This is a genomic window from Neobacillus novalis NBRC 102450, from assembly GCF_001591805.1.
GTDB lineage: Bacteria > Bacillota > Bacilli > Bacillales > Cytobacillaceae > Neobacillus > Neobacillus novalis.
Genome location: NZ_BCVP01000010.1, coordinates 229,769 through 256,070, shown reverse-complemented (window position 1 = coordinate 256,070; position 26,302 = coordinate 229,769). Strand labels below are relative to the sequence as shown.

Sequence of the window (26,302 nt, the reverse complement as noted above, 5' to 3'; positions counted from 1 at the left end):
TAAAATAGAAATTTTCACTAAAATTTTTTTCTATAATAAATATACAATTAGTTTGTCTAGTCTGTCCTTCATTCACAGACCCAAGAAAGACCAAGTGTGCCAACTCCGGTATGGACACCTGCAACCGTTATTAGCATTAATTTTTCTGTTTCGATTGTTGGAAATGTTTCGTTTAAATATTTTTCTAGCTCAGCAGCCTTATTCAAATCGTTAGCATGGACGATTGCAACTTTCTGAACTGATTTTGTTTCAAGGTCTTCCTTTAATTTATTCACCAGCCAGGCTAGCGCTTTTTTTTCAGTGCGAACCTTATCTTTAATCTTTGCGGCTCCATCTTCAATCGATAAAATCGGCTTGATATTAAACAGCGAGGCGATTAATTTTTGGCTGCCGGAAACCCTGCCGCTTTTGTGAAGCTGATCCAGATTGGATGGGACTAAATACAAACGAGTGTGGTTGCGTAAGGCATTTAATTGTCCAACCACTTCACTGGCATCAAGTCCTTGTTCTGTTAGTTCTATGCCTTTCTTTATTAAAAAAGAGAGAGGATAGGAACCCGTTTGCGAATCAATAGCAAACAGTTTAAAGTCTTCCATTTCCGCTGCCATCACCGATGCTTGGTATGTTCCAGTTAATAGACTGGAGGCATGAATGGCAATGCCGAAATCATAGTTTTCCTTTAACTCCTTATAAAGGTCCACAAAGTCAGCGATTGCTGTTTGGCAGGTTTGAAATTTCCCTTCTTCCTTTTTCATACGGTCATAAAATTCCTGTTCAGAAATATCAATCGTTTCTTTGTAGAATTGATCATTAATGACAACGTGCAGGGGAATAACATGTATATGGTGCTGCTCAATAAACTCTTTACTAAGTGATGCCGTAGTGTCAGTAATCCATGCAATTTTTGCTTGGTTCATCATAATCCTCTTCCTTCAGTAGAATTCTCCAAAAAACGCCCGCAATCGTTGATTCAATGAATGAGGGCGCTTTCTCTTCCTAACTAGATTTAACGATACAAGAATGAAAACTATTCAACTAGTTATATTTGTCATGGTAAAAAGTGAACACTTTGTGAAGTTTTTACGAATAAATTATTCAAATATACCAAAGTGTGATTTAAATCACTTTATCGATGTGAATATATTCATATAATCACTATGGATATAGGGAAAACTTAAAAGGAGTGTTAGTAGTGTTAAATCAAAAAACAATTGAAATCATCAAATCAACAGTACCAGTATTAGAGAAACACGGAGAAACGATTACCACTCGATTTTATCAATTGATGTTTGGTAATCATCCTGAATTATTAAATATTTTTAATCATGCCAACCAAAAACAAGGCAGACAGCAAAAAGCACTTGCTGGAACGGTTTATGCCGCTGCCATGTATATTGATAATCTTGAAGCGATTCTTCCGGTTGTAAAACAAATTGCCCATAAACATAGGAGTCTCGGAATTAAACCCGAGCACTATCCAATTGTCGGAAAACACCTGTTATTAGCGATTAAGGATGTGTTGGGGGATGCGGCAACGGATGAAATTATCGAAGCGTGGGCTGAAGCCTACAACGTAATTGCCGATGCCTTTATCGGTGTTGAAACAGAAATGTATGATGAAGCAGCCCGTCAACAAGGCGGCTGGGATGGCCTCCGTCACTTCATTGTTGACCGTAAAGTGGTTGAAAGTGATGTCATTACCTCTTTCTATTTAAAACCGGAAGATAACTACGGGATTGCAAGTTTTCTTCCAGGACAATATATTAGTATTAATCTAGAAATAGACGGTGAAGAATATACACATATTCGTCAATATAGCCTTTCAGATGCACCTGGCAAAGACTATTATCGAATTAGTGTAAAACGCGAAGCAGGAACTGCTAATCCAGATGGTATGGTGTCTAATTACCTGCATGACGGTGTAAACGAAGGAGATATCCTCAAGGTAAGTGCACCAGCGGGTGACTTTGTTCTTAATACTGAAAAAAATACGCCTGTTGTGTTACTTAGCGGCGGTGTTGGTCTAACACCAATGATGAGCATGTTAAAGACGGTTGTGGAAATGCAGCCTGAACGGAAGGTTACATTCATTCATGCAGCTGCCAATGGAAATGTCCATGCTCTTAGGGAAGAAGTAGAGGAATTGTCGAGGCTTGACCATGTAACCTCTTATATCTTCTATGATTCACCGACTGAAGAGGATCGCAGAAACAATCGCTTTGATGTTGAAGGCTATGTAACACGTGATTGGTTGAAAGATAAAATCGCTACCCGGGAAACTGATTTTTACTTCTGTGGGCCAGTTCCTTTTATGAAAGCAATTAATCGTTCATTAAAAGACTTAGGAGTTAAGGAAGAGAGAATTCACTTTGAATTCTTTGGACCAAAGGGAAGCTTAGAAGTATAATCAGAACGAAGCCGATTTCCACATTGGAAGTCGGCTTCATTCTTATCCAATAAATTCAATCAAACAATTTACTATATTTGCGAAGTATGGATAAAATACCAATATAACTTCAAAGTAAAAAATGTCCATGTTCGGAAGAGGTGAAAGCATCCTTGCATTTTTTTACAACATTTATGAATGAATATGGCTACATTGTCCTTTTTCTCTCCTTAACACTGGGGATAATGGCTCTTCCGCTGCCAATTGAAGCAATGATGGGCTATGCCGGTTTCCTGTCTTTTCAGGGGCAGCTTAACTGGATTGGATGTGTGCTCGCTGCTGCAGCCGGATGTTTATTGGGGATGTTTTTATCCTATTGGATTGGACAAAAACTGGGTATGTCCTTTTTCGAGAAATATGGCAGGCGAATCCATTTAGGATCTAACCGTCTTCATGCAACATCAGTATGGTTTAAGAAATACGGAAACAAACTGCTAATTATCGCATTATTTATCCCTGGTGTCAGGCACCTTACCGGCTATTTTGCTGGAATTACCCGCCTGCCTTTTCGAACTTTTACCGCCTATTCTTGCCTTGGGTCGATGATTTGGGTCTCTACCTTTATTCTATTGGGTAAAATGCTTGGCCCAAAATGGGAGACTTTTCACGAGATTATTAAGACATATTTGATAGCCGCGGGCATCATTTTGGCTATCGTAATCATCCTTTTTTATTTGCTGAAAAAATATCGAGTGGAAATTCTCCGAGTATCGATAAAGTTTGGAAAAATCATTTTAACTGTTTTTCGTTCACGTGGAAAAGCGGAACTATTTCTTACAATCATTTCGATTGGTACGATTTGTTTTATTCTATTAATGGTATGAAGAGCTGCAGCACAGCATGTTTCACCTGCTGGTTCCGTATGTTTTCCACCATTGATGCCCCGAAAAAGAAGTCTCGGGGGCGAATTTAACATCTTTAAAACGGAATCCAGCTTCGGGTTCCTTTATTTTTACAGAAAGAAATGTTAAGAAATATCGAACCTTTCTGAAGTTGATGCATTTTGTAAGCATTGAAAGTTTAATTCAGATCGTAACTGTGATTAAATTAAAGAAAAGGCCAGAAAGGATGATATGTTTGAATAAGAATGTCATACGCTCTATTACTGTCATAGCGGTATTCTTTTGCCTCGTCTGGCTAATTGGGCTTGGATGGGCAGTAGGGGAATATTATGCTGGAAAACCCGAGAATATTCCGCAAACCAACACCGTTTCCGATAAAGTCGAAAATAAAAAAGGGTTAACCATTGTGGCTTTGGGGGACTCGTTAACAAGAGGAACGGGTGATGAGACAGGGAAAGGCTACGTAGGTGTTTTAATCGATGAAATCAAGGAAAAAACAAAGCGTCCTGTCCAGCTTACAAATCTTGGCATCAATGGGCAAACTTCCACTCAGCTAAGCAAGCAGGTGCAGCAAACCGAAATCGGCAGGCAAATAGAAAAAGCAGACATGGTATTGGTAACGATTGGCGGCAACGATTTGTTTAGGGGAGGACAGGGATTAGCAGACTTTGAAACAGGGGATGTTGCCGCAATCGAAAAGAAATACCTTGATAATTTAAAGTTTATTCTCGAGGAAATTCGGAAAAACAATCGCAATGCAAATGTATTTTTCATTGGGCTGTATAATCCGTTTATTGATTTAGACCAAGGTAAAGAGATGTCAAAGGTAGTTCGTCACTGGAATTATGATAGTGCAGAAGTAAGCGCTGCATTTCCCAAAATTGTCTTTGTCCCAACCTTCGACCTGTTTGAGTTAAAGGTGAACGATTATCTATATTCCGACAAGTTTCATCCAAATACAAAAGGGTACCGTTTAATTGCTGAACGTGTAGCCTCACTGCTCACGTGGTAAGGAGAGTTTGGTCATGGAGAAAAATATCACATTGTCTGTTAAGGACTTAAAAAAAGAAATCGGGAAAAGAGAGATTATTAAGGGATTGACCTTCGATTTACGGGAAGGAGAAGTATTCGGGTTCCTTGGACCAAATGGTGCCGGAAAAACAACCACAATCCGCATGCTCGTCGGTCTGATTAAACCAACATCAGGAAGTGTCCGGATTTGCGGATTCAACCTTGAGGATCATTTTCAGGATGCAATGAAAAACCTTGGATGTATCGTTGAAAATCCAGAACTTTATCCCTACCTATCAGGCTATAATAATCTGCTTCATTTTGCACGGATGCTTGAGGGCATCGGGGAAAAGCGGATAAAAGAAGTAACGGAGCTTGTTGGCTTAACAGAAAGAATCCACGATAAGGTAAAGACCTATTCCCTTGGTATGAGGCAGCGCCTCGGAATAGCCCAGGCCCTGCTAGGAGAACCAAAGGTTTTGATTCTCGATGAACCGACGAATGGGCTGGATCCTGCCGGAATCCGTGAAATGAGGCAATTTATTCGTTATCTGGCAGAAAAGGAAGGCCTAAGTGTCCTTGTTTCCAGTCATTTATTGAGTGAAATCCAATTGCTTTGTGACCGGGTTGCGATTATTTCAAGAGGGACGATTATACGTGTCGATACTGTCGAGCACCTGCTTGCGAATCGGGAACGAGTCGTTTGGCGCATTTCACCCTTTGAAAAGGGAAAACAGCTCTTAAGTTCTTTAACTCCGATTGAAGTAAAGGAAGATGGTACCATCTTAACCGAATTTAATGAACAGAAGACACCGGAATGGAATAGACAGCTGGTTGAAGCGGGTGTTTCTGTCACTGAAATCAATCGAAAGATGCCAGTCCTTGAAGAGTTGTTCCTCGAACTAACGGGGGGTGACACGATTGAATAAACTGATTCAAAATGAAATGATGAAGCTGATTGCCAAGAAGCGTCTTATTGTGATTGCACTAATCATTGGCGTTCTTGTTACCTTATTTACATATGCACAATATAAACAAGTTCAAACACAACGGGAAAAATTAGGAACGAGTGATTGGCGCACTATTTTACAGCAGCAGATTATCGATACGACGAACCGCTTGAGCAGCAGTCGAATGCAGGACGAATGGAAAAAGCAGCTGCAAATATCCTTGAAGCAGCAGCAATATTATCTTGACCATGATATCAATCCGGCAGAGCCGGGAGCCCCTACGTTCATGAGAATCTTTTTGGAAAACTCAATCGATCTATTTCTCCCATTAATGGTCATGGTCATTGCCAGCGACTTGGTTTCCTCGGAGCACAGTTTAGGTTCAATTAAGCTATTGCTGACGAGGCCAATCAAGAGGTGGAAAGTGCTATTGAGTAAATATATTACTCTTTGTTTAGCGGTTTCACTGGTCGTTGCGATAACTGGAATCCTTTCTTATTTAATATCCGGAATAGTGTTTGGCTTTAAGGGCTGGGGCGCACCGATCTTAACCGGGTTTAATGTGACGGAAACAGGGTTAAATACCTCTGAAGTGAAACTTCTCAGCTTATGGAAGTTTTTATTGATGGATTTCGGACTTGTCTGGTTTGTCTCTATTGTTGTGGGAACATTATCGTTTATGCTGTCTGTTTTGATTCGCAGTACAGCGGCAGGAATGGGTGTGATGCTCGCTGCCTTAATCTCTGGAGCCATCTTAACGAATATGGTATCTTCATGGGAAACGGCTAAATACCTTTTTATGGTCAATCTACGGTTAACTGACTATATGAAAGGAACGGCGCCGCCGATTGAAGGAATGAATCTTTCCTTTTCAATAATGATCCTTTTCGTTTGGTGGGCTGCCGCGTTATTCGTTTCATTTTTTGTCTTCACCAAAAAGGATGTCTATTAACGAAAAGCTATTTCCGTTAAGTCGGGAATAGCTTTCTTAATTATTCGAATGTGCCGAAAAATTGACTTTTTTATAAAATAGTAAAGGAAAGATAAGAACGAAAAAATGGGGGGAATCATTATGTCGTTTATGATAAAAAAAATCGATCATGTCCAGCTTGCTGCGCCGAAGGGTTGTGAAGAAGCAGCCAGAGGATTTTTTAGCGGAATTCTTGGGTTAGCAGAAGTCGAAAAGCCGGAGGAATTAAAGAAACGAGGCGGGGCCTGGTTTGAATTTGGAACCTTTCAAATCCACATTGGTGTCGAAGAACCATTTTCACCCGCTAAGAAGGCTCATCCGGCATTTGTTGTTGATAATATCGAGGAATTAAAAACGCATCTGAGTGAGGAACAAGTTGCCTTTACTTCCGACGACAATCTCCCGGGAGCGAACCGAATTCATGTTCATGACCCATTTGGGAATCGCCTTGAATTTTTAGAGTGGATTTAATAGAAACAGCCCCATTCCAGATAGTTGGAATGGGGCTGCCAGCCTTAAATTGGGGGATTTAAGGCTGGTGTTCTATAGTCTAATCAATTGGCAAGCGGGGGAGGGGTGCCCTGCTGCCAGGGAAAATAAGCATGATCATTAGTTAAATTATTGTTTTGCCGTTACCTTTACTGGTTCACGGCTGACGCCAAAGTGCTGCTTAATAATCAGGGCTGGGCCGCCAAGATTAAATAAATAGCGGGCTTCAATGACCTGTTTCATAAAGGCTCCAAATAAACCGGATAAGCGGAAATTACCTACTTTACCAACGGCAGCCATGAGTCCAATCGACGCGACTGAGCCTTTATGGTGATATTCAAACGGTTTTAATGTTTCTCCTCGCAATGTAGCGACAATGTTTTTCGCACATATAGGTGCTTGTTGCAGGGCCACTTGTGCGGTTGGCGGTAATGCGTTTTTCTCATCCTTCATGAATAAGGAGCAGTCACCGATACTAAAGACGTTATTCATGTTTTTAACGCGAAGGCACGCGTCTACTGGGATTTTTCCTTTTTCAATCGGAAGTCCCCAGTTTTGAACGATGGTGTTTCCTTTTACACCACAAGACCAAATTAACGTCCGAGTTGGAATATCGATATTATTCTCAAGACGGATTTTTTCAGGAGTACATTCCAGCATTTTCCTTCCTGTTAGTAACTCGATATTGCGTTTTTCTAAAACGAATGTTGCATATTGGATCGATTGCTTAGGGAAAAACGGTATAACAGATGGTGCAGCTTCGACAGCAATAATCCGGACTTTTTCAAATGGGATATCATACTGCTTACACAGATTTGGGAGACCGTCCGCTAATTCCCCAAGCATCTCAATTCCGGTAAAACCGCCGCCAGCGACAACAAACGTTAATCGAGAAGGGTCGCTATCTTCTTTGTAAAGGTTAAATTGTTTAATGATATGATGGTAAATCGCTTTGGAACTTCTAAAACTGCGGATTTGAAAGGCATTTTCTTTAACACCAGGAATTCCATACGTATCCACTTCAAATCCCAGTGCGATTAATAAATAATCATATGGAATCGTATTTCCGCCTTCAAGATGGACCTCTTGGTTCTCGATATCAACCGAAGACACCGCTGCTTTAAGAAAATGAGTCTTGTCAGAATTAATTAATTCAGGAATTGAGATGGCAATTTGCCGGTCTGCTGCTGTTCCTGCTCCTGTTTTAATAAGCTGTGTTGTCAGGTAATGATAATCATGTTTATTAATTAAGGTAACATCTGCTTCGCCTGATTTTAATAACTTCTCCAGGCTTTTACTTGTGATGAGTCCGCCATATCCTGCTCCGAGAATTAAAATCTTTGGTCTTGTCATCATTCTCCACTCCTTACACCCATTAATATATTTTTTCTCTTTTTGAATGTGAAATATTTCACAATTCATTTTAAAAAAATAAGCAAATGTTTTTTATGTATTGTGAAATATTTCACATATCTTCTATATTATTAGAATACGCTATTTTTCATAATTTCTCAAGTGAAATATCACTAAATTTTTGTCAAATTGGTAAATTTTTTTTAACAAACTGGGAATGCTAAATCCGTGCCGGAAAAACTGGTTTATTTTTCAAATAAGGAAGCATGAAAGGAGAAAATGATGAAACTAAAAATGTTATGTTTGGCCTTAGGGTTAGTATTAACTATTCCGAGTCTCGCCGCGGCAAACGGTAAAGTGCCTGACACCAAGGGGGAACAACGGGAGAATGCACCTTGTGATTGCCAAGAGGGCAAGGAACACCATCACCACCATATGCACCGCGATTGGCATGCCCATATGGCGGAAAAAGAGCAGAAACTGCTTACATGGGTGAACCAATATACACCGGATAAGAAGGCTGAATGGACAAAAGTGCTTGCGGAAAAGAAAACTCTTCGCAACGAATGGATGAACCCTGAAAATGCCGAAAAACGGGAACAGTGGAAAAAAGAGAAAATGGCCAAAATGGAAGAGCTAAAAAAGCAATTCGATGAAGGCAAGTTAACGAAAGAGGAATTTATCAAACAGGCACATGGTAAAAAACATTTGGGACATTGGCAAACGTTCCATGAATTAAGACTTGCAGTAGAGAAAAAGGATGATAAGAGAGCGGCAGTCCTGCTCAATCAACTGCTCGATCAAGCCAAACAGCATAACCAAAGAATGAAGGAAATGTTGAAACAAGAATAAACACGAAAAGCGCAAGCGCCCTGGTCAGCGGCGTATGGCCTGGAGCGCTCCAACTGAGATAAAGGAAACACGAAGAGCGGAGCGATTCGATGTTGACTTATCGTAGGGCGGAGAGCGAAGGACACTAGCCGCTAGGGCGCTGAAGCTGGACATTTCTCGAAGTGAATACTTATAAATTCTTATATCAAGAAAAAATCCTCTGATACTATGTCAGGGGATTTTTTTTAAGGTTATTTTTTTAAGTTAATTTCTTCTTGTTTGGCTTCTTTAATTTCTTCTTTTAATTCTTCCTTAATATCTTCAGCAATCCCATCGGTCGCTTTTTTAAATTCACGGATTGATTTGCCAAAGGCACGTCCAATCTCAGGTAATTTATTCGGCCCAAAGATCACTAAAGCAACAGTTAGAATCAAAATTAATCCTGGAACACCAATATTTGAAAACATTTCTTCATCTCCCAGCGCTGGGTAATTTGATCAAGAATAGTATACCTCTAAATAGAACGTTATTCTAGTAATTTCCCATCTAGTGATTCAGCTTTGTCGATATTTTTTTACCTTCGCAAAATTCTTTTATTACTTTATCTGTATAGACCCAGCCTTTCCAGCCAATATGAATGGTGTCCTTCATGAAATAAGGATCATATTCATGGTCGGAGAAATCGGCAATCTGAAAACCTTCGGACTCAATTTGATTCTTAATCCGCTCGTAATAAGAGGTACGGCCATTCTTCGGAAAACCAGTATAGTCGTACCAATTCCCGTTTACGGGAACGGAAATAAACAAGGGCTGTGCCCCTGATTCCTTTAGAAGGTTGAGCACAAGTTGAAAGTCATCATATTCGGGGGATTTCCCATAGGATGCTTTACCTTTCTTGTCTTTTAAAGAAGGGGCCATTTTTTTAATTTTGTTATACTGGTAATTACTTACATAAAACGAATTATTTGTTGATTTTCTTTTTCCTACCTGTTCAGCCTGAGCCGCTAATTGTTCCCAAGACAAATGATCCACCTGCGGGTTTATTTCCCGATTCCGGGTAGATCCGCCTGCCAAGGTATAATAAAGGTCCTTTTTCTCCATTAAATCACGGTAGGCGCTGGCAAAGGGGCGAACGATAGCAGCCCCTCGTTTGGTCCATGGGTCATTCGTTATCTCTGCTTTAAAAATAATGGATAACATCGGATCGTTTTTGATTGGTGAAAAAGTTAATAGACGTTTAATCGCCATTTTCTTTACAGCAGGATTGACTTTTTTATTAAAAGCAAGATCGTATCCTTGCAGGGAAGAATAATTGGGAGCAAAGTGTGAATCGTCAGTCCCATTTGGCTGGAACCATTGCGGCGACAGGACGAATACGATTTTCTTTCCCTTAAGCTGATCGGTATGCTCGGAAAAATTTAAAAAATGGATTAATGATTCAGTCCCGCCGCGGCCAACGAGAAAGGGAGTAAAATCTGCTCCTGTTTCTTTAAAATAATTGGCCGGATGGAAACGGTCAAGCCTGGCAAGCTCAGAAGAACCATAAATCGGTAAAAATTGGTTGTCCTCGAGCATTTTTTGCTGGACATACTTTCCTTGAAACATAAATGGATTTAATTCTGTTGCCGCTTGATTAACTCTATTTTCGGGAATCATGCCCTCTATCCATTTATTCGGTATCAATACCAAGATAACTAGCACAAGAAAGGCTAGAATCATTGGTGTGAATAAAGCTTTCTTCATTTCATATCAGCCAGCTGAATGGCGATGTTATTTGGTGTATTCCAGACATCTCGATCGAACTCGGTAATCGGAACGAGAATATCAAACCGTTCTTCTATCTGAACAAGTAATTCAACTGTTCCGAATGAATCTAATAAACCGGCATCAAATAAATCGATATCTGGATTTTCCTTTACAACATCGTCTTGACAAATTTCCGCTAATAATGAAATAACCTCATTTTTGAAATCCATAGTGATCAAGCCCCTTTATGAAATAATTGTCCTGAGAAAATATAAAAACCAAAGCAAATAACATGGAAGGTAATAATAATCGCCACAACATGGGTGACTTTATTTTGCGGCCACCATTTGTGCTTTTTATTAAACCGTTCGAAATAATTGTAAGCAACCATTAACAAGGCATGGTATGCTCCATAAATGATATATTGCAGTGCTAATCCATGCCAGACTCCCATTAATAAAAACAATAAAATATAACCAAGGTTAGAAAGAAGGTTACGGTTTTTAATCCATTTCTTCTTCGTCATCCAAAAGACAAACCGCATATATACATAGTCTCTAAACCAAAAGGAAAGACTCATATGCCAGCGATTCCAGAAGTCTTTAATATTGCGGCTAAGGAAGGGCTTATTAAAGTTTTCCGGTGATTTAATCCCCATAATATAACTTACACCAATTGCAAAAGCGCTATAGCCCGCAAAATCAAAAAAGAGATATAAGCTATACGAATACATATAGTATAGGTGATTCTGAAATTCGCTATGGGCGATAAACCTTAATTGGCTGATAAAAAAGTGATTAATCGAAAAGCCGATAATATATTTATATAAAAAACCAAGAAAGATTTTATTGAGCCCTTCATAGAGTAAAAGTTTATATTGTTCCGCGGAAATTTCGAGTTTTAACTCTTTCTCAAAGCGGCGGAAACGGTCAATCGGACCAGATGAAATGGTCGGGAAGAACAAAATAAAATAGAGCAGGCGGGTCAATGGCGGATTAGACTTTATCAGGCCATCCCGTGTCTCCATTATTAATTGTGTTCCTTTAAAGGTTAAATAAGAAATACCAAGAAAACCAATCAAGTTCAGGGTGGAAAAATAAGGCATTACCTTTGATAGAATCAAAGGAAGGATCGAGAGAAATACCGCTAAGTAAAAAATGTGATCACGATTGGCCTTTTTTCGATAGGCGATATAGGACTTAATTAACACTACCTGCCAAATTGTAAATAAGCATAAGGCGATTGCTTGATAAAGTGATGATGAGAAAATTAACGCTAAGGCGATAACTGTCACAAACATATTATAGTTATGAAATCTTTTTCCTTGTAAACCAAGAATTATCGTTGGTGCTAATAGAACAGCAAGGATGATAAAGAATGTAAAAGAACCATATGGTGTCATTGTAATACCATTTCCCTAAATTTTTTTCGGTCCATCTTTCCGTTGGGTGTCATCGGAAGATCTTCATAGTAAGAGAACTTTCTAGGAATCATGTATGCTGGGATTACCTCAGCAAGTTCTTTTTTAATTGCACTCGTTAATTGATAGTCTTTTTCGAAATCATGGCTGGCAGGGATAATCGCCGCCAATAAATATTCGATTTTATCATTTTGATAGATTGGGACCACCGCTGCCGATTTCACATATTTTGAATTGGCAATATGGTATTCAATCTCCTCTAATTCCATCCGGTAGCCGTGAAGTTTAATTTGAAAATCAATCCGGCCTTTATACATGATGAACCCTTCCTGATTTTCATAGGCTGCATCGCCTGTTCGATAGGCCTGTTCCTCTTCATATTTGAAAAAGGACTTTTCAGTCAGTTGCTGCTCACCTAAATAACCTTTGCTTACACTAGGACCGACAATGATCATTTCGCCTTTTTCTCCTTGCGGGACCTGAGAGCCATTCTCGTCAAGAAATAATATCCGGGTATCTGCTTTTGGCTTACCGATCGGGAGATTCTGATAACGCTTCAACAGTTCAGCGGTAACCTCAATCGATGTGACGGCGACGGTCGCTTCCGTTGGACCATAGGTGTTAAATACTTTTGCGTTAGGGAACCGTTCCAATAACTGCCGGCAAATCTCAACAGGGAGAATTTCCCCGCAGAATAAAAACACGCTGAGTTCAGGAAGCAGTTCTTGTGTAAACGATGGATCCATTAAACACATCTGGACAAAAGAAGGAGTCGAAGTCCATACTTGTGTATCTGATTTTTCTAATGCTTGAAATAACAGTTTTGGCCTTGCAATCATTTCTTTTGTAATCGCGAAAATGGTTCCACCGCTTGCAAGTGCCGGGTAAATATCCATCACGGATAAATCAAAAGAATAGGGTGCCTGATTTAAAAAGCGAAGCTGGCCATTGATTGGAAAGTCTTCAACCATCCAGTCGACAAAGCTTTGCAAGTTATTGGCGGAAATTTGCACACCCTTTGGATTTCCAGTACTTCCGGACGTATAAATAATATAGAAATTTTCTTCGCCGCTAACCCAGCTTTTTGAATCAATCGGCACTAAAGAAATATTCTCCAAGATAATCTTGTCGTAATTTACTACAGTGATAGGGATGGTGTCAAGTTCCATTGCTTGCCCGGAAACATTGATGACCAATTCTGTTTGTGCACTATTTATGATATTACTAACGCGTTCCATTGGAATCGAAGTATCAACAGGTATATATGGATGTCCAGCTTTTACACTGCCTAGGAAGGAGGAAATCATCGAAGCTTCCATATGACCGTAAACTAAAATAGGTGTATGTTTTTCAATGTTTTGTGTTAACAGAAATGCAGCCACTTGTTCAGATTGTCTCCATAATTCGCCATAGGTGATTTCCGATTCTGGAGAAATATAGGCAATTGTTTCTGGCTGTGTATGTGCATAATCTCTAATCGTGTTTAGCATATTCATCGTTGGCTGCCCCCCCATTAAAAATCGTTGTAAATATAGGAACCTGCACTTGCATCATTAAATCCGTACATAAAGAATAATAAAAGGAGGATCAGTAAATAGTAAAAGAACCGGCTAAGCCATCGTAGCTTTTGGTTCGTCATGAAGTCTTTTAATCTATCAAACATGGCGTTTTAGCCCCCCCAGGGTAATTATTGTTATACGCCGCTGACCAGGGCGCTTGCAATTTTCTTATTTTCCCATTTCTTTTCCTTTAACTGCCTTTATTATCATAATGTGCTTTTTGGTTTGTTGCAATAAAAATTTGATTAGAAATTAATTAAAATTACATTATTATTACATTTTCATTTCAAATTATTCATCAAAAAAGACCGGGGAGTCGAACATCCGGTCTTTTTTGGTTTAAACTAATAATCGAAAAGAGGGAGTTTAATGTTACTAATTATTATCAACTAAATTGGATTGTACGTAATGGTATAAGAGTTTTGCTGTATTTTCAAGTGCTGATTTGTGTGTCCGTTCGAAGGCATGGGACGAATCAATCCCCGGGCCAATTAAACCGTGGACAATGTCGTGGCCAGAGCGGATGGCGGCTGACGCATCTGAGCCGTAAAATGGGTAAAGATCCAGTTTATATTCGATCTTATTGTCTTCGGCAAGGCGGACTAAATGTTTACGCAATTCATAGTGATAGGGTCCGCTTGCATCCTTTGCACAAATGGAAACCGTGTATTCGTCCGTTGATTGCCCGTCACCCATTGCCCCCATATCAACGGCTAAATATTCCACCGTTTCCGGGCTGATATTCGAGTTGCCGCCATAGCCAATTTCTTCATTGTTCGAAATTAATATGTGTGTGGTATATGGCAGTGTAATTTTTTCGGTTTTAAGCTGTTTGATTAGTTGCAGAAGGATGGCCACGCTTGCTTTATCATCTAAGTGACGTGATTTAACGTAGCCGCTCGGAGTCACTTCTACCCGCGGATCGAACGAAACAAAATCGCCTACCTCAATTCCCAGTGCGCGAACTTCCTCAGCAGTATGTACTTTTTCATCGATTCGAATTTCAATATTTTCCTGATTGCGTTCTGCTTTGCCGGCATCTTTATACACATGGACGGACGTTTGGTGCATGAGGATTGTCCCTGTATAAACTTTTGCGCTGCTTGTTTCAATCTGACAGTATTCGCCTTCGATGGAATTGTATTTAAATCCGCCAATCAAGTCGATTTTTAATCTGCCGCTTGGTTTAATTTCTTTCACCATCGCACCCAGTGTATCAACGTGTGCTGTCAGCATCCGGTGGCGGCTTGAATCTTTTCCTACAATGGTGGCAATTAAACCGCCTTTTCTATTCCTTTTTGTTTCAATATCTAGTTCGGCAAAGAACTTTTCAACAAAGGTAATCACCTCATTTGTGTTACCGGATGGGCTTGGAATTGACACTAAATCTGTCAGTAATTTGATTGTTTCTTCTGTATTAATATTAGTCACTTTGTATTCCCCTTTCATACTTTCAAAATTTATAGGCGCTTGCGCTTTTCTTATTTAAACCATCCCTTTTTCATAAACCATAAAGTCATCCCGACTGCAATTAAAAACATGAGGCCAAGCGCACCGAAATAGCCAAATTTCCAATTCAATTCAGGCATATTTGTAAAGTTCATTCCATAAACACCGACGATAAAGGTGAGCGGCATGAAGATGGTCGTAATAACCGTCAAGACCTTCATGACATGGTTTGTTTCATTCGAATTAATCGAAATATAGCTGTCACGGATGTCGGTGGTAAGTTCCCGGCTGGCTTCAATCATTTCCGTTAACTTTAGCAAATGATCATAAATATCAGAGAAATAGGCCTTTTTTTCCAGAATACTAGTTAGGCGCTGCGAATTAAGAATCCGGTACAAAAGATCTCTCATTGGTGAAATAGTATGTCTTAGCGAGAGGAGATCATGTCTTGTATCAAATAAATCCTTAAGCAATGCCTCCATCGATCTTCCTTTTGAATTCTCATCAATTTCATTTAACGTATCATCAATTTGATTAACTAACGGAAAATAATTATCGACCATTTTATCAAAAACATGATAGAGAACATGGGAGGGGTCCCATTCCTCTATGTTTGGCGATTGACTAAACCGATTCCAAACATCGTCAATTTCTACAGAGGGTTTATGATGAAAGGTGACGATATAGTTCCGGCTGAGAAAGAGATTGACCTCTTCTCTTGTTATCGTTTGTTGGTTCAATGCCTGGGCCACAAAAAAGTCATAGTCATCATAATAATCAAGCTTTGGTCTTTGGAGATGGAGAATACAATCTTCAATCGCTAAGGGATGGAAGAAGAGGGGATTCCGTAAAAATTCAATCTCCTCTTTCGTAGGCTGGTGAAAATCAATCCAGTACCAGTTAAAATCCCCAGACACCAACTCAGTTATTTCCAAATCTTTAATTAATTCATTGTTTTTTTTGACAGCAATCGTTCTTAACACAATCGTAGTCCTTTCAAATAAAAGATATCGAAAACCACCATACCTGAGCTATTTTAATTTTACCCCGATAAAAAAATTCTTTCTATAGCTATTAAAACATATTATCTTATTCCGGCGTAATTTTTAGCGGATAATATTTTTAGAATAAAATACCAATCATTGAGGAAAATTAGGTTGAAAGTAGTTCGTTAAAGAGGTAGATAAATGGCAACTAATCAAGTCCAATCCATCAAAGACAGTCTCAAAAATAAAATTTGGCCTGCAGAAGATGTCGTTTTTAAGGAATTTCATACGAAAGAAAAGTATATTGAAGCATTATATATAAAAACGATTAGCGACGAAACGATTATTCAAGATAAATTGCTTAAACCGTTTTTTGAAATACTTAGTCCAGACTTATTCTTAGATTATCTTCAATCGAGCCCGCTAGTAATACCATTTGAAAGCGAACAGAAAACGCTTGATGAGGTAATAAAAGGTACGGCGATTCTTTTTTATCAGAATGCCATCTATTTATTTGATAGTAAAGTGGATCGTAATAACTCCGTTTTAGATACAACCGTGGAGACGACGATTCAAGGCCCGCAATCGGGGTTTAGCGAAAGTCTGCCGACAAACCTAGGGCTCATTCGCAAGCGTTACCCGCAAACTTCATTAAATGTAGAATCAACAACGGTTGGAACCGTTTCAAAGACGGATGTGATGATTCTTCATGATACGAGGCGGGCCGATACCGATACATTAACTAGAATTAAACAATTTTTAGCTTCGATTGATGTACATATGTTTCAAACTGGCGAGCAGCTGTTAGATATTATAAAAAAAAGCAACAGAGCCCTCGTTCCCGTTATGCTTGTGACAGAAAGACCTGACAGGGTTGCAGTAAATTTAGCAGCCGGGAAAATTATTATCCTTGTCAGCGGCTCACCGTTTGCGGTGGTTTTGCCTACAGTCATGAAAGATTTCATGTCATCAATGGAGGATATCTATCAAACCTATTGGGTGACTAAATTTTTACAAATACTGAGATATATCGGCTTTTTGACCAGCCTTGTTCTTCCAGGGATATATGTAGCCGTTACTAGCTATAATCCGGAGTTATTCAGGGTCCAATTAGCCTTGAGCATTGCTGGCAGCCGGATGAGTGTTCCGTATCCTTCGTTCATAGAAGTGTTACTCATGTTGTTTATGATGGAAATGCTGACAGAAGCCAGTATACGCCTGCCCAAAGCCATCGGTCCGACAGCAACGACCGTAGGCGGTTTGATATTAGGACAGGCCGCAACGGAAGCCGGTTTGGTTAGTAATATTATGATTATCATTACATCGTCGGTGGCCATCTCTAACTTCGTCATTCCGATTAACGCATTCAGCTTTACGCTAAGGATCATGAAATACTTTGTCCTAGCACTAGGAACGTTATTTGGTTTAGTGGGTGTTGTATTAGGGTTCTTCATTCTTATCGCCTATATGGTTAAACTTGACAGCTTCGGCGAGCCATTTCTTACATTAATACAAAGTAAACCACGTAAAGAATAGCAAAATGTTTGGAGGGGAGGGCATTGAACCGTTATTATTTTTATTTAGTCTTATTAAACATGCTGATTAATGTGATTATCTTTGTGCCAAAAATTTTAATAGATTATCGCTATGAGGGTGCTGTAATGGGTATATTAATGGCCATCCCGATTGGGATTACCCTTAATTATTTTTACAGCAAGGCCATCACGAAGTTCCCTGAACAAGGATTGCCAGAAATCCTCGCCAATTCTAAGCACAGATGGTTGAAAATGATCCATTTTGGCAGCATTCAAATCATCTGGTTCTCTGCAGGCCTGATTACTCTCGTTGGATTCATTGATATTTTAAGCCGGTTTGTTAATCCGGAAATGCCAAAGTTATCATTGCTTGCCATTTATTTGGCGGCGATTTTTCTCATCATTCAGCTTCCAACAGAACGAGTCATGTATTTTCTTGAAATTGTCCTATTCCTAAATATCCCATTAATTGGATTTATCATTTTTAAAGCGTTTACAAATGAATACTTAAGTTGGGACTCAATGCTGGAGGTAGGAACCCATCTATTTGAAAGACCAAGTCTCAAGTCAATCGCTGCTGCGACCTATTGTTTTTCCGGGTATGCAAACCTGATTATTTTTAATCGTGTGATAAAGGGAAAATTAAAGATTTGGAATTTTATTGTCATCTTTTTTATTGGCGTGCTAAATTTATTTACCACCTTCTTCATTCCGATTGGTTTTCATGGTTCAGATGGGGCGCAAGAATATCTTTATCCATGGATATCGACAGCAGATTCCCTCAGGTTGACTTATAGTCCAATCGAACGAGTCATCTTCTTATTTTTAATGTTCTACATGAGCATTACACTCATGAGTGTCTCAGTTCATTGGCATGTTGCTTTCGAATTATTGAAGGGAACGTTTAAGGAAAAAGTAAGCATGAAAAAGAATTGGCTTGTCCTTGCCTTCTTTGGCGGTTGTTCGATTGTTGGAGTTATTTTTTTAAATTCGCTAATCTTACATAAATTAACAATTTATTGGATGATGTTTCGGCTCGGATTTGAAATCATTCTCGTCGGTTCATTCTTCTTTTGGGCAAGGAGGCGGGCTGCTTGAAAATGTTTAGCAAATGGGGATGGATGGTCATCATTCTTGTCTTTGTGTTTCTTTTAAACGGCTGCGGCTTTAAAGACATCGATAAGCGTTTTTTTGTTGTCAGTATTGGAGTGGACCTTGCGAAGGATGGTCCTAAAAAGTATCTAGTCAGTCTTAAATTTGCTGTCCCAAGTCCATCAAAAGATAAAACAAATGAGTTCGCTATTGTCTCAGAAAAGGCAGATTCCATGTCTGAAGCGGTTAGAATCATTAAGACAAAAGTGGATAAAGAGGTTGATTTCAGCCATGCAAAAGTCATTGTCCTTAGTGAACAGGTTGTCAAAGAAAAGGGAAATGCAGGTATATTCTATTGGTTTGCGCGAAGAAGAGATATTCAGGGGATTGCCTGGACAGCAATTGCAAAGCCAAGTGCGCTGGCTGTATTAAAGGTAAAACCTAAATCAGAGAATTTGCCCTCAAACGCCTTGATCCTTTCATTAGGGAAGGATGGCTCAGAAACGCCTTATGTTATTTCTGAATTCATTTTTGATATGAAATATAAATTAATTGAAAAAGGAATCGATCCAATCCTGCCTATTATTGAAGCGGAAAAGGATCTTTTTGAAATTAATAAGGTGGGACTTTTTAATAAAAGCCATATGGTGATGAAACTTGGTCCAGAGGAGACAAAAATTCTAAATTACCTAAGAAAACGCGAGGAAAAAAGCGCTGTAAAAGTTAAAAAAGGAAATACAACTATCGTCATTGATACACATAAAGTAAAGACAAAATATAAAATCTATACCCCTAAAGGGAAAGCCCCATATATAAAGGTAAAAGTATCAGTTGAGGGCACAATGGAAGAGGCAACAAGACGTGTCCCAAACGAAAAATTATCAGATTATGAGAAAGCAGCCGAAAAGTCGTTGAACCGGGAAATCGAAAAGGTACTTGTGAAAATTCAAAAAGCGAATCTCGACCCAATAGGCTTTGGCCTCCGCTACCGTTCCCGTCATTTCAATAATGACGATTGGGAAGAATGGAAATGGATTTACCCTGCTATCACCTTTAAGGTTCATACAAAAGTTCAAATCGCTGATACGGGATTAATTGAATAAGGAAAGAGGCATTCCACGTAATGGAATGCCTCTTTTATTAGACTGTTGGCGCCGTTTCTTTATTGCGCATTGCCTGTGGTATATAAACGCAGAAAGGTTCGCTTTCTAAATAGTCACCTGTTACCGCGTAAGTTCTTGAGCGCGAACCGCCGCAAATTTTGTTATATTCGCAGACACCGCATTTGCCTTTGTAGTTGTCGGGCTGACGCAGTTCTTTAAAAATTTTTGCCTCACGATAAATTTCTGCAAGCGGTGTATCTCGAACGTTTCCGCCAACAATTGGAAGCAATCCGCTCGGCATGACATCACCGATATGGGAAACGAATGCAAAGCCGTTTCCATCGTTTACCCCTTTTGGAGCACGCTTCAATCCGTCATGCATCGAGGCAAAATCGGTTGTAATCGTATCCTCGTAATGAATTTCACCATTATCAATTAAATGATCCCGCGTTTTCTGCTGTAGTACAACGCGGCGATAATGCTGTGCTGCCGTTGTTTTAATATCGTATGGCGCTGTTTTGCTAAGTTCATATAACCAGCGGAATACCTTTTCATGCTCGGCTGGGGTAATGCAGGCATCTAATTGACCGCGGCCCGTCGGTACCAGCAGGAAGATGTACCACATGACGGCCCCCAGCTCCCCAACCAGTTTTGACATTTCTTCAAGGGAGTCATAATTATAACGGGAAATAACCGTATTAATTTGCAGCGGCATATCCAATTCGTTTAAATATTTTATTTTTTCACGCGTTAACTCGAATGAACCTGGTGTTCCGCGGAAATGGTCGTGTATTTCCGGAGTAGGGCCATCGAGGCTGAAGCCCCAGCGCGAAAGACCTACTTCTTTTGCCTGTTTCATTTTTTCCTTCGTTACGTTTTCAGTGGCACTAGGTGTCATTGAAACACGCATTCCTTTTTTGATTGCATAATCAGCAAGCTCGAAAAGGTCCTCCCGCATCATGCAATCTCCGCCAGTGAATACAAGCATCGGATTATCCATTTCATAGATTTGATCGATGAGATTGATTCCTTCATCGTGTGACAGCTCCCTCGGGTCTGCAATCAGCTGTGCATCAGCGCGGCAGTGAACGCACTTAAGCTGACAAGCCCTTGTTACTTCCCAAATTACAATAAATGGGTTTACATCATAGTCAATCCCTTTTTCCATACCCTGTGCATGTGGGTGTCCCATAGTATGTGGATGCCCTTTACCAATTCCTTGCATCTTCATCACCAAAATTCATTATTATTTTTAAAACCTTTTAAAATGTTTCTATAGGTTTATTATAATTTTGTCAGATTCCAGTGCATGGGAGGTTTGTTACAATATTTCTACATTCCGCGCAAGAATTTTTGAACAAATGGAGGAATGGATCCATAGAACACCACTTTTTGAAAAATTATAATTTTTTGTTTCTGAATGATGGTTTTCTCGATATACTTAGAAGGGTAATAATAGAGTAGAGAAAATACTAACGGTTTTACTATATAAATAATATTTTAGGGGCGTTTCGATGTTTAAGAAATTTATTAGTGTAACAATCGTGCTTTTGATTATTGCGATTGGCTTTTTTCAAAAGGATGAATTGATTGTTCTTATTAAGCAAGGTGGAAGTTTATCCATTCTTCTCAGTATGCTACTAGTGGCAATTTGTGTCTTTTTTCCTATAATTCCGTTCCCGATTTTAGCGGGAATCATTGGTGCTGTCTTTGGTACAGCACAAGGAGCGGCTATTTCATTGGCCGGAGCTATGGCCGGGACAATGGGGTTCTTCTTTTTAAGCCGCTATGGTTTTCGGGATTTTGCCCAGGCAAAATTATTGAAATATCCGAAGGTCCAGGAATACGAAGGGTTTTTGAATCGCCATTCCTTTTTGGCAATTTTGACCTGCCGCTTGATTCCGGTTATTCCTGCCCCGGTTGTCAATCTTATTTGCGGATTAAGTAATGTCAGATGGCTCACTTTTTTCACAGCGTCGACCATCGGGAAGATCCCTAATATTCTTATTTTGTCCTTTGCGGGTGCGGCATTTAGCAGCAACAAGATGTTTTCATTTGGATTATATGGACTTTATTTGTTCACCATTTTCTTGATTAACTTTGTCATTGTTTATCGAAGGACGCGAAAAAATCATAGTGACTGACATTCTAAACCGCAAAAAAATTACCCGGCAGCTTGTACCGGGCATTCAAACTAATCTATATTAAGGGGGGCGGAGGTTAAAGGTTCATCTGTGAACCTATTTATATCTTAACGAAGAAATATGAACAAACTATGAAAGAAAGATTAATAGTTAAAGAAAGGTGACTAATTTAAAAAATGGATTAGTCTTTTTTTATTGAACATGATAAACGTCCATTGAATCCAATTCATAAGCATGGTATTTTCATGAATATCTTTTATATTTATATGGAAGTCTACCTTTTAGGCGGATTCTACCGTTAGTTGAAAGGGGAATTATTAGTGGCAGCGACACATACATTTTCTAAGCATGAGGAAATGGCTAATTCGATTACACATGGAATTGGGGCATTACTGAGCATTTCTGCCTTAGTGATCTTAATTGTTTATTCATCCCTATATGGGAACGCCTGGCATGTAGTCAGCTTCACGATTTTTGGAGGAACGATGTTTATTCTTTATATGTCCTCCACTCTGCTTCATAGCTTCCCAGAAGGCAGGGCTAAAGACGTATTTGAAATTTTGGATCACTCGTCCATTTATTTTTTTATTGCAGGAACCTATACACCGTTTTTATTAGTAGTGATTAAAGGGACAATGGGCTGGACATTATTTGGCATTGTTTGGGGATTGGCGGTTGCCGGCACTGTTTTTAAATGCTTTTTTGTTAAAAAGTATCTTGTAACCTCAACGGCGCTCTATGTCGTCATGGGCTGGTTAATTGTTTTTGCCTGGAAACCGTTAGTAAATAATCTTTCTTCTGACGGGATGATGTATTTAGTGATTGGCGGCGCCCTTTATACGCTTGGAGCCATTTTCTATGTTTGGCGGGGCTTTAAGTACCATCATGCGGTCTGGCATCTGTTTGTGATTGGCGGCAGTGTGGCCCACTTCTTTTGTGTTTTATTTTATGTTTTGCCGATAAAATAAATGAAACAGCACTCCTATTTGGGTGCTGTTTCTTCATTGAGTCCTCACACTTGCTTCATTTTTTCAAATATAAGTGATCGCATTTGCCCTAGCCGTACTTTGACTAGACACATGTAAGTTCCGCTAAAGATAAATTAAGCATTCTAGGAATAGCTTCCGTCTTAATATAAATAAGGTAGGAATGTATGTGTCTGAAGTGTGGGAGGGTTGATCTTGGAGGTTATTGGGAAGAGTGTTATTCGCAAAGAAGCGGTTGATAAGGTAACCGGCCGAGCGAAATACACGCATGATTATCAAAAAGTTCCCTTGCTGTCGGGAAAAATGGTCATTAGCCCGTATGGTCATGCCAAAATAGTGAATATTGACACATCGGAAGCGTGGAAAGTGCCTGGGGTTAGGGCCATTCTCACAGGAAAACAGTATCCGTTAACCGGGGAGGCAATTCGTGACCGTCCGCCGATTGCGTTTGACAAGGTTCGGTACCACGGGGAACCTGTTGCCCTCGTTGTCGCCGATACCCCTGCACAAGCAAAAACAGCTGCCGACCTAATTAAGGTGCAATACGAATTGCTGCCAGTAGTGAATTCACCGACCCAGGCATTCCAAAAGAATGCACCGCTTGTTCATGAGCGATTAGGTGAATATAAAAAAGAGGCAGATTCACATCCGGTGCCTGACACTAATATCGCAACGCTTATAAAAATCCGCAAGGGAAATATGGCGAAAGGCTGGGCTGAGAGTGAAACGGTAGTGGAGGCGAGCTTTTCCTTTGCCCCTTCCGACCATGTGGCCATGGAAACGCGATGTGCGACGGCGGAGATATCGCCAGATGGAAACATCATCATCATGACCTCATCGCAGGCACCCTTTATGGTCAAAAGGTTAATCGCTGATTACTTCGGTGAGGATATGGGGAAAATTATCGTTCGTACCCCACTAGTTGGCGGTGCCTATGGCGGCAAGGCTCCCGTTCAGCTTGAGGTGCTCGCCTATATGGCATCGAAGGAAGTCGGCGGGAAACCGGTGAAAATATTAAACACAAGAGAAGAAGATATTTTAACCTCCCCATGTCACATTGGCCTGGATGCAACGGTTAAATTGGGAGCAAATCGGAGTGGGAAAATCACGGTGGCTGAAATCCTTTATTTGTGGGATGGCGGTGCTTATTCCGATAAAGCAATTGATGTAACGAGATCGGGAGCGACAGATTGTACCGGACCTTATAATATTGAAAATGTCTGGTGTGATTCCTACTGCATGTATACGAATCATCCGTATGCAGCACCATTTAGGGGTTTTAGCCATTCCGAGCTTTCCTTTGCAATTGAACGGACGATGGACTTGCTTGCGCAAAAATTAAACATCGATCCGCTTGAACTCAGGTATATCAATGCCATTATGCCCGGAAATACAACGCCAACAAGGGTCAGGCTGAATAAAAGTAATGTCGGAAACTTGCAAAAATGTATTGAAAAGGTCAGGGGACTAATCAAATGGGATGAAGGTCCGGTAAAAGTATTGAACGACCGCTTTATCCGGGTAAAGGGGGTCAGCTGCAGCTGGAAGACATCGACGATTGATACGGATGCCCCATCGGGAGTGATTTTAACATTTAATCGTGATGGAAGTATTAATTTAATGTCTGGCGTTGTTGAAATTGGTACCGGAACCAAAACGATCTTAGCGCAAATTCTTGCCGAACGGCTGAAAATGGATGTGAATAAAATTCATGTCCGTATGGAAGTGGATACACAAACCACACCGGAGCATTGGAAAACGGTTGCAAGCCGGGGGACGTTTATGGGTGGCAGAGCTGTTTTAAAGGCAGCGGAGGATGTCATCCATCAGTTGAAAGAACTGGCTGCCTGTGTTTTAAGATCCCCGAAGGAAGATCTCGAAATTGCAAACAGCAGGGTGTTTTTAAGGGACGATCCCGCCATCGGGCTCCATTTTAAAGAGATTGGCTACGGCTATAAATATCCCAATGGGAATACAGTCGGAGGGCAAATCATCGGCCGAGGAAGTTATATTTTACGCCATCTTACGCCATTGGATCCGGAGACTGGTGCCGGAAGACCTGGTCCGGAATGGACTGTGGCCGCTTATGGGGTTGAAATTGAATTTGATAAACGGGATTACACGTACCGGCTGTTGAAGGCGGCAACAGTTGTTGATATTGGCAGAGTGATGAATGAAAAAGCAGCTGTGGGCCAGGTCATGGGTGCGATGAGCATGGGACTGTCATTTGCAGGGCGGGAAACGTTTTATTTCGACGAGCTTGGCAGGGTACTTAACCCGCAGCTTCGGACGTACCGACCCTTACGATATGGAGAAAACCCTGAATATCTTGTTGGGTTTGTTGAAACCCCGCAGATCGATGGACCATATGGGGCACGCGGTGTCGGGGAGCACGGCTTATTGGGGATGCCTGGAGCACTAGGGAACGCATTGTCAACAGCAGCTGGCGTTTCGCTTCATAATCTCCCGCTGATTCCAGAACTGATTTGGAAAGCAAAGGAGGCGAACAAGTGAATGCTTCCGTTTGATTTTGAATATTATAAGCCGGAAACGCTGCAAGAGGCAGTCGAGCTCTATCAGTATTTAGACCAACAAGGCAAACAGCCGATGTTTTTTTCTGGTGGTACGGAATTAATTACCCTTGGCAGGATAGATTTAGCCTATACCGAAGCGGTCATTGATATTAAGGATATAGCCGAATGCAAAGTGATGCAGGTTAGCGGGGATCATTTACTGATTGGGAGCACGCTTACCCTCACTCAAATTGAAGAAGCGAATCTGTTTCCGTTATTAACAAAAACGGCGAGTCAAGTAGCTGATCATTCCGCCCGTGGAAAAATTACTTTGGGCGGCAATATTTGTGCTCGTATTTTTTACCGAGAAGCCGTTTTGCCCTTTTTACTAGCAGATAGCCAGGTCGTCATTGCCGGAACTGATGGGGGAAAGGTTGTAGCCATCCATGATGTTTTTCAAGGTGAGTTGAAGCTTAAGAGAGGGGAAATTCTTGTTCAAACCGCGACAGAAAGCCGGTTTATTAGGGCCCCGTTTTTCAGCTTCAAACGGCGCCAGCAATGGGAGACGGGCTATCCGTTAATTACGGTTGCTGCGTTAAAAATTGATCAAGAGGTGCGTGTGGCTGTCAGTGGCTTATGTCCGTTCCCATTTCGTTCCAAGGAAGTCGAGACCGCCTTAAACAAAAGCGGTCAATCGGCCGTGGCAAGGGTAGACGGGGCACTTGCGGTGCTGCCAAAACCAATCCTCAATGATGTCGAAGGTTCGGCGGAATACCGTTTATTTGTTTTAAGGAATTTGTTAGTAGATGTATTGGCAGCCCTGGATGGTGTGAGAATTAGATAGTTTCGTAGTTTGGCTTGAAGGGGGAGGATGAAA

The 26,302-nt window shown here is 40.4% G+C and carries 25 protein-coding genes; 14 read left to right on the top strand and 11 right to left on the bottom strand.

Translation table 11 applies throughout. From position 1 onward, the window contains the following. Positions 1-68: 68 nt before the first annotated feature. Entirely contained in the window at positions 69-917 is an 849-nt protein-coding gene (locus BANVL01_RS09170; RefSeq protein WP_066085929.1) for a DegV family protein, read from the bottom strand. 275 nt (positions 918-1,192) lie between these two features. Here BANVL01_RS09170 and hmpA point away from each other — a divergent pair, with 275 nt between their 5' ends. The 6 genes from hmpA (at position 1,193) to BANVL01_RS09140 (ending at position 6,690) form a co-directional block, all read left to right on the top strand. Continuing rightward, positions 1,193-2,407, top strand: coding sequence for an NO-inducible flavohemoprotein (gene hmpA / locus BANVL01_RS09165; protein ID WP_066085930.1), 1,215 nt, complete (start codon positions 1,193-1,195; stop codon positions 2,405-2,407). Positions 2,408-2,580: 173 nt separating this feature from the next. Further along, entirely contained in the window at positions 2,581-3,270 is a 690-nt protein-coding gene (locus tag BANVL01_RS09160) for a DedA family protein (RefSeq protein WP_082804940.1), read from the top strand. Between the two features lie 253 nt (positions 3,271-3,523). Next, on the top strand, positions 3,524-4,300 hold the full coding sequence (locus tag BANVL01_RS09155; protein ID WP_066085938.1) for an SGNH/GDSL hydrolase family protein: 777 nt from the start codon (positions 3,524-3,526) through the stop codon (positions 4,298-4,300). A gap of 13 nt (positions 4,301-4,313) precedes the next feature. After that, on the top strand, positions 4,314-5,228 hold the full coding sequence (locus tag BANVL01_RS09150) for an ABC transporter ATP-binding protein (protein WP_066085941.1): 915 nt from the start codon (positions 4,314-4,316) through the stop codon (positions 5,226-5,228). Beyond that, positions 5,221-6,201: an ABC transporter permease gene (locus BANVL01_RS09145; RefSeq protein WP_066085944.1), complete on the top strand. Its 981-nt coding sequence runs from the start codon at positions 5,221-5,223 to the stop codon at positions 6,199-6,201. Before BANVL01_RS09150 ends, BANVL01_RS09145 begins: the two co-directional genes overlap by 8 nt. Before the next feature lie 120 nt (positions 6,202-6,321). Continuing rightward, complete coding sequence (locus tag BANVL01_RS09140; protein WP_066085947.1) at positions 6,322-6,690, top strand: VOC family protein; 369 nt, start codon at positions 6,322-6,324, stop codon at positions 6,688-6,690. A 147-nt stretch (positions 6,691-6,837) separates the two neighbouring features. Here BANVL01_RS09140 and BANVL01_RS09135 read toward each other — a convergent pair whose 3' ends face one another. Further along, positions 6,838-8,061 (bottom strand): NAD(P)/FAD-dependent oxidoreductase, encoded by a 1,224-nt coding sequence (locus tag BANVL01_RS09135; RefSeq protein ID WP_066147822.1) that lies wholly within the window; start codon positions 8,059-8,061, stop codon positions 6,838-6,840. Positions 8,062-8,343: 282 nt separating this feature from the next. Between BANVL01_RS09135 and BANVL01_RS09130 the strand changes: the two genes are divergently transcribed. Then, positions 8,344-8,913, top strand: coding sequence for a hypothetical protein (locus tag BANVL01_RS09130; protein WP_066085953.1), 570 nt, complete (start codon positions 8,344-8,346; stop codon positions 8,911-8,913). Positions 8,914-9,143: 230 nt separating this feature from the next. Here BANVL01_RS09130 and BANVL01_RS09125 read toward each other — a convergent pair whose 3' ends face one another. From BANVL01_RS09125 to corA, 8 genes are all read right to left on the bottom strand, one after another. Next, positions 9,144-9,359: a twin-arginine translocase TatA/TatE family subunit gene (locus BANVL01_RS09125; protein ID WP_066085955.1), complete on the bottom strand. Its 216-nt coding sequence runs from the start codon at positions 9,357-9,359 to the stop codon at positions 9,144-9,146. A gap of 79 nt (positions 9,360-9,438) precedes the next feature. Beyond that, positions 9,439-10,635, bottom strand: coding sequence for a D-alanyl-lipoteichoic acid biosynthesis protein DltD (gene dltD / locus BANVL01_RS09120; RefSeq protein ID WP_066085959.1), 1,197 nt, complete (start codon positions 10,633-10,635; stop codon positions 9,439-9,441). Next, the gene (gene dltC / locus BANVL01_RS09115) at positions 10,632-10,868 is read right to left on the bottom strand and encodes a D-alanine--poly(phosphoribitol) ligase subunit 2 (RefSeq protein WP_066085962.1); all 237 of its coding nucleotides are present in this window, start codon (positions 10,866-10,868) and stop codon (positions 10,632-10,634) included. The genes dltD and dltC overlap by 4 nt, the downstream gene beginning before the upstream one ends. A gap of 5 nt (positions 10,869-10,873) precedes the next feature. Beyond that, positions 10,874-12,040, bottom strand: a complete 1,167-nt coding sequence (dltB, locus tag BANVL01_RS09110; protein WP_066085966.1) for a D-alanyl-lipoteichoic acid biosynthesis protein DltB — start codon at positions 12,038-12,040, stop codon at positions 10,874-10,876. Beyond that, on the bottom strand, positions 12,037-13,554 hold the full coding sequence (dltA, locus tag BANVL01_RS09105) for a D-alanine--poly(phosphoribitol) ligase subunit DltA (RefSeq protein WP_066085972.1): 1,518 nt from the start codon (positions 13,552-13,554) through the stop codon (positions 12,037-12,039). The genes dltB and dltA overlap by 4 nt, the downstream gene beginning before the upstream one ends. A 17-nt stretch (positions 13,555-13,571) precedes the next feature. Next, complete coding sequence (gene dltX, locus BANVL01_RS09100; protein WP_066085975.1) at positions 13,572-13,721, bottom strand: teichoic acid D-Ala incorporation-associated protein DltX; 150 nt, start codon at positions 13,719-13,721, stop codon at positions 13,572-13,574. A gap of 271 nt (positions 13,722-13,992) precedes the next feature. Further along, entirely contained in the window at positions 13,993-15,048 is a 1,056-nt protein-coding gene (locus tag BANVL01_RS09095; RefSeq protein ID WP_156482233.1) for a M42 family metallopeptidase, read from the bottom strand. 50 nt (positions 15,049-15,098) lie between these two features. Next, positions 15,099-16,049: a magnesium/cobalt transporter CorA gene (gene corA, locus BANVL01_RS09090; RefSeq protein WP_066085981.1), complete on the bottom strand. Its 951-nt coding sequence runs from the start codon at positions 16,047-16,049 to the stop codon at positions 15,099-15,101. 204 nt (positions 16,050-16,253) lie between these two features. On the opposite strand from corA, the gene BANVL01_RS09085 reads away from it, so the two are divergent. Genes BANVL01_RS09085 through BANVL01_RS09075 form a run of 3 tightly spaced genes read left to right on the top strand, consistent with a single transcriptional unit; the run spans position 16,254 to position 19,782 of the window. Beyond that, positions 16,254-17,588 (top strand): spore germination protein, encoded by a 1,335-nt coding sequence (locus BANVL01_RS09085; RefSeq protein ID WP_066085984.1) that lies wholly within the window; start codon positions 16,254-16,256, stop codon positions 17,586-17,588. A gap of 23 nt (positions 17,589-17,611) precedes the next feature. Continuing rightward, positions 17,612-18,685 carry a GerAB/ArcD/ProY family transporter gene (locus BANVL01_RS09080; RefSeq protein WP_066085987.1) on the top strand — a complete coding sequence of 358 codons (1,074 nt, stop codon included), beginning with the start codon at positions 17,612-17,614 and terminating at the stop codon, positions 18,683-18,685. Between the two features lie 2 nt (positions 18,686-18,687). Beyond that, complete coding sequence (locus tag BANVL01_RS09075; RefSeq protein WP_066096379.1) at positions 18,688-19,782, top strand: Ger(x)C family spore germination protein; 1,095 nt, start codon at positions 18,688-18,690, stop codon at positions 19,780-19,782. Between the two features lie 37 nt (positions 19,783-19,819). Here BANVL01_RS09075 and BANVL01_RS09070 read toward each other — a convergent pair whose 3' ends face one another. After that, positions 19,820-20,974, bottom strand: a complete 1,155-nt coding sequence (locus tag BANVL01_RS09070) for a TIGR04053 family radical SAM/SPASM domain-containing protein (protein WP_156482251.1) — start codon at positions 20,972-20,974, stop codon at positions 19,820-19,822. 322 nt (positions 20,975-21,296) lie between these two features. Between BANVL01_RS09070 and BANVL01_RS09065 the strand changes: the two genes are divergently transcribed. The 4 genes from BANVL01_RS09065 (at position 21,297) to BANVL01_RS09050 (ending at position 26,269) form a co-directional block, all read left to right on the top strand. After that, a complete protein-coding gene (locus tag BANVL01_RS09065) occupies positions 21,297-21,926 on the top strand; it encodes a TVP38/TMEM64 family protein (RefSeq protein WP_066085994.1) in 630 nt (209 codons plus the stop codon). Positions 21,927-22,246: 320 nt separating this feature from the next. Beyond that, positions 22,247-22,894, top strand: a complete 648-nt coding sequence (trhA, locus tag BANVL01_RS09060) for a PAQR family membrane homeostasis protein TrhA (RefSeq protein WP_066086001.1) — start codon at positions 22,247-22,249, stop codon at positions 22,892-22,894. A 213-nt stretch (positions 22,895-23,107) separates the two neighbouring features. Continuing rightward, positions 23,108-25,426, top strand: a complete 2,319-nt coding sequence (locus BANVL01_RS09055; protein WP_066086004.1) for a xanthine dehydrogenase family protein molybdopterin-binding subunit — start codon at positions 23,108-23,110, stop codon at positions 25,424-25,426. Further along, entirely contained in the window at positions 25,427-26,269 is an 843-nt protein-coding gene (locus BANVL01_RS09050) for an FAD binding domain-containing protein (protein ID WP_066086006.1), read from the top strand. It abuts the gene before it with no gap. Positions 26,270-26,302 lie beyond the last annotated feature (33 nt).